This window comes from Microseira wollei NIES-4236, from assembly GCF_020521235.1.
Lineage (GTDB): Bacteria > Cyanobacteriota > Cyanobacteriia > Cyanobacteriales > Aerosakkonemataceae > Microseira > Microseira wollei.
Window position 1 is genome coordinate 1 of sequence record NZ_BLAY01000319.1, and the last position, 6218, is coordinate 6218.

Annotated in this window: 6 protein-coding genes; 3 read left to right on the forward strand and 3 right to left on the reverse strand. The window is 46.0% G+C overall.

Annotated elements, in window-relative coordinates; genetic code table 11:
• Nucleotides 1-219 precede the first annotated feature (219 nt).
• Nucleotides 220-1053 (forward strand): ABC transporter permease, encoded by an 834-nt coding sequence (locus tag MiSe_RS47130; RefSeq protein WP_226593998.1) that lies wholly within the window; start codon nt 220-222, stop codon nt 1051-1053.
• A 216-nt stretch (nt 1054-1269) separates the two neighbouring features.
• Here the strand turns inward: MiSe_RS47130 and MiSe_RS47135 are convergent, their stop codons facing one another.
• The 3 genes from MiSe_RS47135 to MiSe_RS47145 form a co-directional block, all read right to left on the reverse strand.
• Nucleotides 1270-1749 carry a Dps family protein gene (locus tag MiSe_RS47135; RefSeq protein WP_226594000.1) on the reverse strand — a complete coding sequence of 160 codons (480 nt, stop codon included), beginning with the start codon at nt 1747-1749 and terminating at the stop codon, nt 1270-1272.
• 222 nt (nt 1750-1971) lie between these two features.
• Nucleotides 1972-3204, reverse strand: a complete 1233-nt coding sequence (locus tag MiSe_RS47140; RefSeq protein ID WP_226594002.1) for an RNA-guided endonuclease InsQ/TnpB family protein — start codon at nt 3202-3204, stop codon at nt 1972-1974.
• A 134-nt stretch (nt 3205-3338) separates the two neighbouring features.
• A complete protein-coding gene (locus tag MiSe_RS47145; protein WP_226594003.1) occupies nt 3339-3746 on the reverse strand; it encodes a hypothetical protein in 408 nt (135 codons plus the stop codon).
• 232 nt (nt 3747-3978) lie between these two features.
• Between MiSe_RS47145 and dacB the strand changes: the two genes are divergently transcribed.
• Both dacB and MiSe_RS47155 read left to right on the forward strand, forming a co-directional pair.
• On the forward strand, nt 3979-5553 hold the full coding sequence (dacB, locus tag MiSe_RS47150) for a D-alanyl-D-alanine carboxypeptidase/D-alanyl-D-alanine endopeptidase (protein ID WP_226594005.1): 1575 nt from the start codon (nt 3979-3981) through the stop codon (nt 5551-5553).
• 293 nt (nt 5554-5846) lie between these two features.
• The gene (locus MiSe_RS47155) at nt 5847-6143 is read left to right on the forward strand and encodes a 2Fe-2S iron-sulfur cluster-binding protein (RefSeq protein WP_226594007.1); all 297 of its coding nucleotides are present in this window, start codon (nt 5847-5849) and stop codon (nt 6141-6143) included.
• The last annotated feature ends 75 nt before the right edge of the window (nt 6144-6218 follow it).

The following is a 6218-nucleotide window of genomic DNA, read 5'->3' on the forward strand; positions in this document are numbered from 1 at the left end:
TGAAGTGCCTACTACAAACAAATATTTATTGCTCTTTTTATTTTCTCACTTGTTTGGGGGCTTCCAGATTGGCACTGAAGTGCCTACTACAAACAAATATTTATTGCTCTTTTTATTTTCTCACTTGCGTAAGTCCTGACTGGGTTAAGGCACCCTACTATTCTGCTTTCTACTTGGTGCGTTACACTGCGTTAACGCACCCTACTATTTTACGAACAGGTGAATGCACTGCAACGGTTTTGGCAATCTACGTCGGGCAAGATAGGCTTTATCTTGACGCTGATCATCGCATTATTAGCGCTCTTTGCGCCTATTTTATATCCCTACGACCCGGCTACAGACAGGAACTTTCAAGTCAGGTTGCAACCTCCGAGTGGGGAACATTGGTTTGGTACTGATGGTTTGGGGCGGGATATTTTAGTTTTGGTGTGGTACGGGTTACGCACTTCCCTCACCGTCGGCGTGGTATCTGTAGGTTTGGGTTTGATAGTTGGGTTGTTGTTGGGACTGGTGGCGGGGTATTTCCGGGGGAAAATTGATATTGCGATCGGCTGGGTGACGGATATTTTATTGGCTTTTCCATCGATATTGCTGGCGATTGCTATCGTAACTGTATCCGGCCCCAGTCTGCAAAGTGCGATGCTTGCTGTTGCTGTCGTCCAAATCCCGATTTATATCCGCTTAACCCGCAGTATGGTACTATCCTTGCGCGAGCAAGAATTTGTCCTTGCGGTTCAAGCTTTGGGTGCGTCTTCGACTCGCATTATTTTTTACCACATCTTGCCTGGAAGTCTTGCACCTTTAGTGGTACAAGCAACTCTCTCCATCGGCACTGCTACTCTGGAAGCAGCTGGTTTGGGCTTTTTGGGTTTAGGCGCACAACCCCCAACTCCAGAATTAGGCACAATGCTCGCAGATGCTTTTAAGGGCGGTTATTCTCTCACTTCCCCTTGGACTACTATTTTCCCCGGTTTGTTTATTACCCTGATTGTCCTCGCGTTTAATTTGTTGGGTGATGGTTTGCGCGATTGTTTGGATGTGCGAGCGCAATAATCATGCTAATTGCTAATTGCTCATTGCTAATGTAGGATTTCTCGTTCCCAGGATCAGCCTTTGATTCTCGTTCCCAGGCTCAGCCTGGGAACGAGTGCGAGTGCTCATTGCTAATGTAGGATTTCTCGTTCCCAGGATCAGCCTTTGATTCTCGTTCCCAGGATCAGCCTGGGAACGAGTGGGGGAGGCTCTTGCCTCCCCTGCAAGATGTCAATTCTACGAGGTTAAACCGTCGCCTTTCTTGAGGATTTCTTTCAAGAACCAGCGGTGTTTTTGGTGAACTTGCACGAGTCGAGTATAAAGATCTGCCGTACCGATGTCACCAGCGGTAGCTGCTGCATCTGCATCTTTGTGCATTTCGGCGATAATTAACTCGTGGGTGGCGATCGCTTCTGCAATCATCTCCCGCACCGATAGTTTACCCGCCGATGGCGTCACCGTTGCTGTGGGAATATATTCTGCCGGGTCGGCAACTGGGCTACCATCAATCATTAAGCTGCGTTCTGCTAACTCGTCTATCATCGCAAACACTTCGCCGCCTTGTTCCTCAAACAACAAATGAATGTCGCGGAATAATGGCCCAAAGGTCAGCCAGTGGTATTTTTTGTAATTGAGATAGGCGATTAATGCATTCGCTTGTTGGCGATTAAGTGCTGTAACTAATCCAGTTTGTTGCGTTTCAAGTGTAGCGGTCATAGTTTCCTCGTTGATATTTCAGGTGAAACTTTTCTTCGCTGCTGGCTATATTTCCTCGTGACTTTAGAATTGTAACCCTCAGTCCGCTTGGATCGAGAAGCTGGCAATTCCTAGGTGTCATTCGTCTATATAAATCATACTCATAACGAGTCCGACTTGCCACCCCCAAGTTCGATCCGTGGCAGAAAATGTCAGCGAAGCTTGACAATAGACAGGAGTGAACTACCTACGCTGACTGCAACGAGATACAGCGTAGGCTTCTGACTTCGTGGGGGATTGCGTCAACTTAGACTTGCGTCCCAGCCTCGGTCTCACATCCCCTCCATCAGCAGCAGTCCTAGTTCCTAAGACCGATAGCATTCTGATTCCCTCTGCTCTGATATTGATTGCGGCGTTGCCATCCCTATCATGGTGAGTGCCACAACTCGGACAAGTCCAAGACCTAACATCTAGTGGCATTTCACTCACCTGATAATGACAGTTTGAGCAGAGTTTCGAGCTAGGGAACCATCGGTCAATCTCTACTAATACCTTACCTTCACGGTCTAGCTTGTATGAGAGGAAATTGACAAACATTCCCCAGCCCACATCAGATATTGCTTTGGCTAATTTGTGGTTGCGAACCATGCCCAAAGTATTTAGACTTTCGACTACGATGACTTGGTTATCGTCAACAAGCTTCAAGGATAGCTTATGCAAGTAGTCTTGACGGACATTTGATACTCGTTCGTGAACCCTAGCTACTAATTTTCTAGCTTTATCTCTTGACTTGCTTCCCAACTCCTTTCTCGCTAATTTTTGTTGTTTCCGTTTGAGGTTGCGCTCATGCTTCGCTAAATGCTTATGATTAGCGTATTTAGAGGTTTTGATGCCATCATTAACAATAGCAAAATCCTTAATTCCTAAGTCAATTCCTGCTACTTTTCCATCAGTACTCTTATTTGGATTTTCCCCCTCTTGCTCTGTCAGCACGGAGGCATAATACTTGCCTGATGGAGTCATGCTAATAGTTACAGTTTTGATGGTTCCCTCAATCGGTCGATGCAGCTTAGCTTTAACAATACCTACACGACCTGGGAACTTAAGGCAACTATCAACTATTTTGACTGACTGAGGGTATTGAATTGACTGCCTATTTCTCTTAGCTTTGAATCTAGGGTATTTAGCCCTACCTTCAAAAAAGTTTTTATACGCAGTCACCAGATTGAGCGTAGTAGCTTGCAAAACCTGAGAGTAGCATGAACCAAGCCATTCGGTTTCCTTCTCTTTTTTGAGCTTTGGTAAAAACTTATTCAATGCAACTTGAGTCAAGCCTTTGCCCGTTGCTTTGTAGGTTTCAATACACAGATTGAGTGCGTAATTCCACCACCAGCGAGAACAGCCAAAGTGCTGAGCTAGTATCTGTTGTTGTTCAGTTGTCGGATACAGTCTGACTTTGACGGCTTGATGCTGCATTGTTTTCACCTCCTCTTATTATTATATACACTTTTTGATAAGAGCGTTCCGGATAGGTTGCAAATTTTACTGGGAAAGACCTTGATAAAATTTGCAAAGGGGGAGTCCATGTATCCCAACGCTCACCCTAACTGCTAGAGCGTGGGACTTATAGCTCCCCCAAATCCCCACAAAAAGTTAAACACGCGACTCCAGTCGCCAAAGATAGCAGGGCCGCGTAGATTATACTCAGTGACCAAAATTCGTTCAAGTTCGGCGGCGCGGGGGTAAAAACCGCGCTGGAAGTGCTTCCACTGACCTTCTAGCACCCAGAAGAAGGCGGGGATAGCACAACCGAGTAAAGCAATCAGACCTTGCTTTTCTTGCAGCGTCAGGGCAATAGCAGCACCCGTCCCGGTAATGCCTTTGGCTTTAATCACCCAGATTTGTCGATTGTAATCTTCAATAGTGTTTTGGATGAAAAAGTATTCTTCTTTAAGCAGAATTAGCTCAAATTCCGCCCTTGACTCAAACTCGCGGTTTGCAGGTGTAAACTTAGACATGATGCAGCCTGAGAGAATACTGAAAGCAAGGGATTCCCAAGTATTGTAATCCTGGAAGTTGAGAAGCAACCCCTGTGTCAAAATCAGGACTTACGCACAAAGAGCTGATCGCCAAAGTTTCTGAGTCAATCTCTGGTTGCCAAACCAACTATTTTTCGTAGAAACAAAGGTGATTGGCGTAAGTCCTGAAAATATTAGTTTATGCTTAAAAATGGCCTGAATCTTGCTTTTGATGACGTTTAAACGCTTGAGTAAAACTGGGAAATCTTTGAACTTTCTCATCCTTTTAATCGCAACGCAGTGGATCAGCGGACAGGTGGCGAGTGCAAATTCTCAAATACTTTCCCCGCGTCACCGCGTCGCCGCGTCGCCGCGTCAGTCTAAGTCTATTACACCTCTCCAGAAAATAGAGACTAAGGCAGGCGAGACGCCTACCCCACAAGAGTTATTGCCGAAGTCGATATGTCCTGGGGAATTGCCAGGGGCGATAGATGCGATCGCCTCTCGTCCCCAATTCTCCCGCGCCCGCTGGGGCATGTCCATCCAAACTTTATCTAATGGTCAAACTTTATACACCCGCGAAGCCAACCGTTATTTTATCCCCGCGTCTAACGTCAAACTATTGACAACTGCCGTTGCTTTACGCCAATTGGGTGCGAACTATCGCATTCGCACTTCTATTTATGGCAGCGAAGAAGTCTTGCGCGTCGTCGGGCGGGGAGATCCCAGCTTGACGGATGCACAGTTAAGAGATTTAGCACAACACCTCAAGCGTCGCGGAATTCGCCAGGTCAAGCAGTTAATTGTGGAAGACGGTTACTTTCAAGGACAACTGCTTAACCCGGAATGGGAATGGGGAGATTTGTATGCATATTATGGAGTTTCTGTCAATAGTTTAATTTTAAATCAAAATGCGATCGCGCTAACGCTTTCGCCGCAAGAAGTAGGACAACCTTTAAAAGCGGTTTGGGGTGAACCTTTAGCCGCGCTGCAGTGGGTGTTGGAAAACCAATCGGTTACCGTCGCCAGTGGGATGCAAAGTTCGGCTGAAGTTAACGGCATTTTGGGTCAGCCAGTTTTGCAAATTCGAGGGCAATTAGCGGTTGATTCTAAACCCGTGACGCAATTTTTGGCAATTCGAGATCCGGGGAAGTATTTTTTGCAGCATTTACGGATTGCTTTAGCAGCAGAAGGGATTACGGTTGCACAAGCTTCAGTTACGTCTAAAGCTGGGAATGGAAATGAAGCAGAATTAGCTTTTGTAGAGTCGCCAAACTTATCTAAATTAATTGCGGATACGAATCAGCCGAGTAATAATTTGTATGCAGAGGTGTTGTTGCGATCGCTAGGGGTTTCTCGTAATAGTAATTCCCCCAATTCTGCGGAACAGGGTTTAAGTGTAGTTAAAGATACTTTAACCCAATTGGGGGTAGATGCATCGGGTTACGTGCTGGCAGATGGCTCTGGTCTTTCGCGTCACAATTTAGTTTCTCCAGAAGCATTGGTGCAGACTTTAAAAGCCATGTCACGATTACCAGAATTCAATATTTTTCGCGCATCTTTACCCGTTGCAGGCGTTAGCGGCACCCTGAGAAATCGGTTTAAAAATACACATGCCCAAGGGATTGTACAAGCGAAAACAGGCACGTTAAGCGGTAATACGGCTTTATCTGGATATGTGGATGTGCCAAATTATCAGACAGTCGTTTTCAGTATTATTGTGAATCAATCGGAGCAGTCGGTTGCACCGCTACGTCAAGGGGTGGATGAGATGGTGGTTTTGTTGACTCGTTTGAGACGTTGTTAAATTGAACCGCCATAGACGCGCCAGCGGCTTCCCGTAGGGTAGACGCACTGGACGCAGAGGAGGGGAGGTGAGAATCTATTGCCCTCAGATTTATAGCAGGAAAGCAGGCGCATCAGGTACACCTTTGTTTGTCAAGCGCGCTGCCATTTTTGCTGCGCGCTTGACAAACTCAGCCTTAAGGCTTTCCAACACTTCGCTGGCAATACGCTGTAAGTTTTTTCCGGAACGTATTGATTGCTACAACAGCATTCTTTTTCATGGGAAATCATAATTGAAGAGAAGGAAAGCTGTTTATGGCAACATACAAGGTTACTTTAATCAACGCTGGCAGAGGTTTCCAACAAACGATTGACGTTCCAGATAGTGAGTCGATTCTGGGAGAAGCGGCTGAACATGGGATAAAAATTCCTTTCGAGTGCGTTGTGGGTGCTTGCGCTACCTGTCAAGGAAAAATCATTTCTGGGACGGTGGATCAGTCTGAACAGATGTTTTTAAGCGAAAAACAAGTTGCCCAAGGGTACGTGCTGACTTGCGTTGCAAAACCGACTTCTGACTGCACGCTTGAGGTGGATCTGGATGATTATCTCTAATCTTAGGAATGCGATCGGATTTTAGCAGCGGGTGGTGCGATCGCCAGAGCCACTAATTCTCTTGTTTCGTCTATA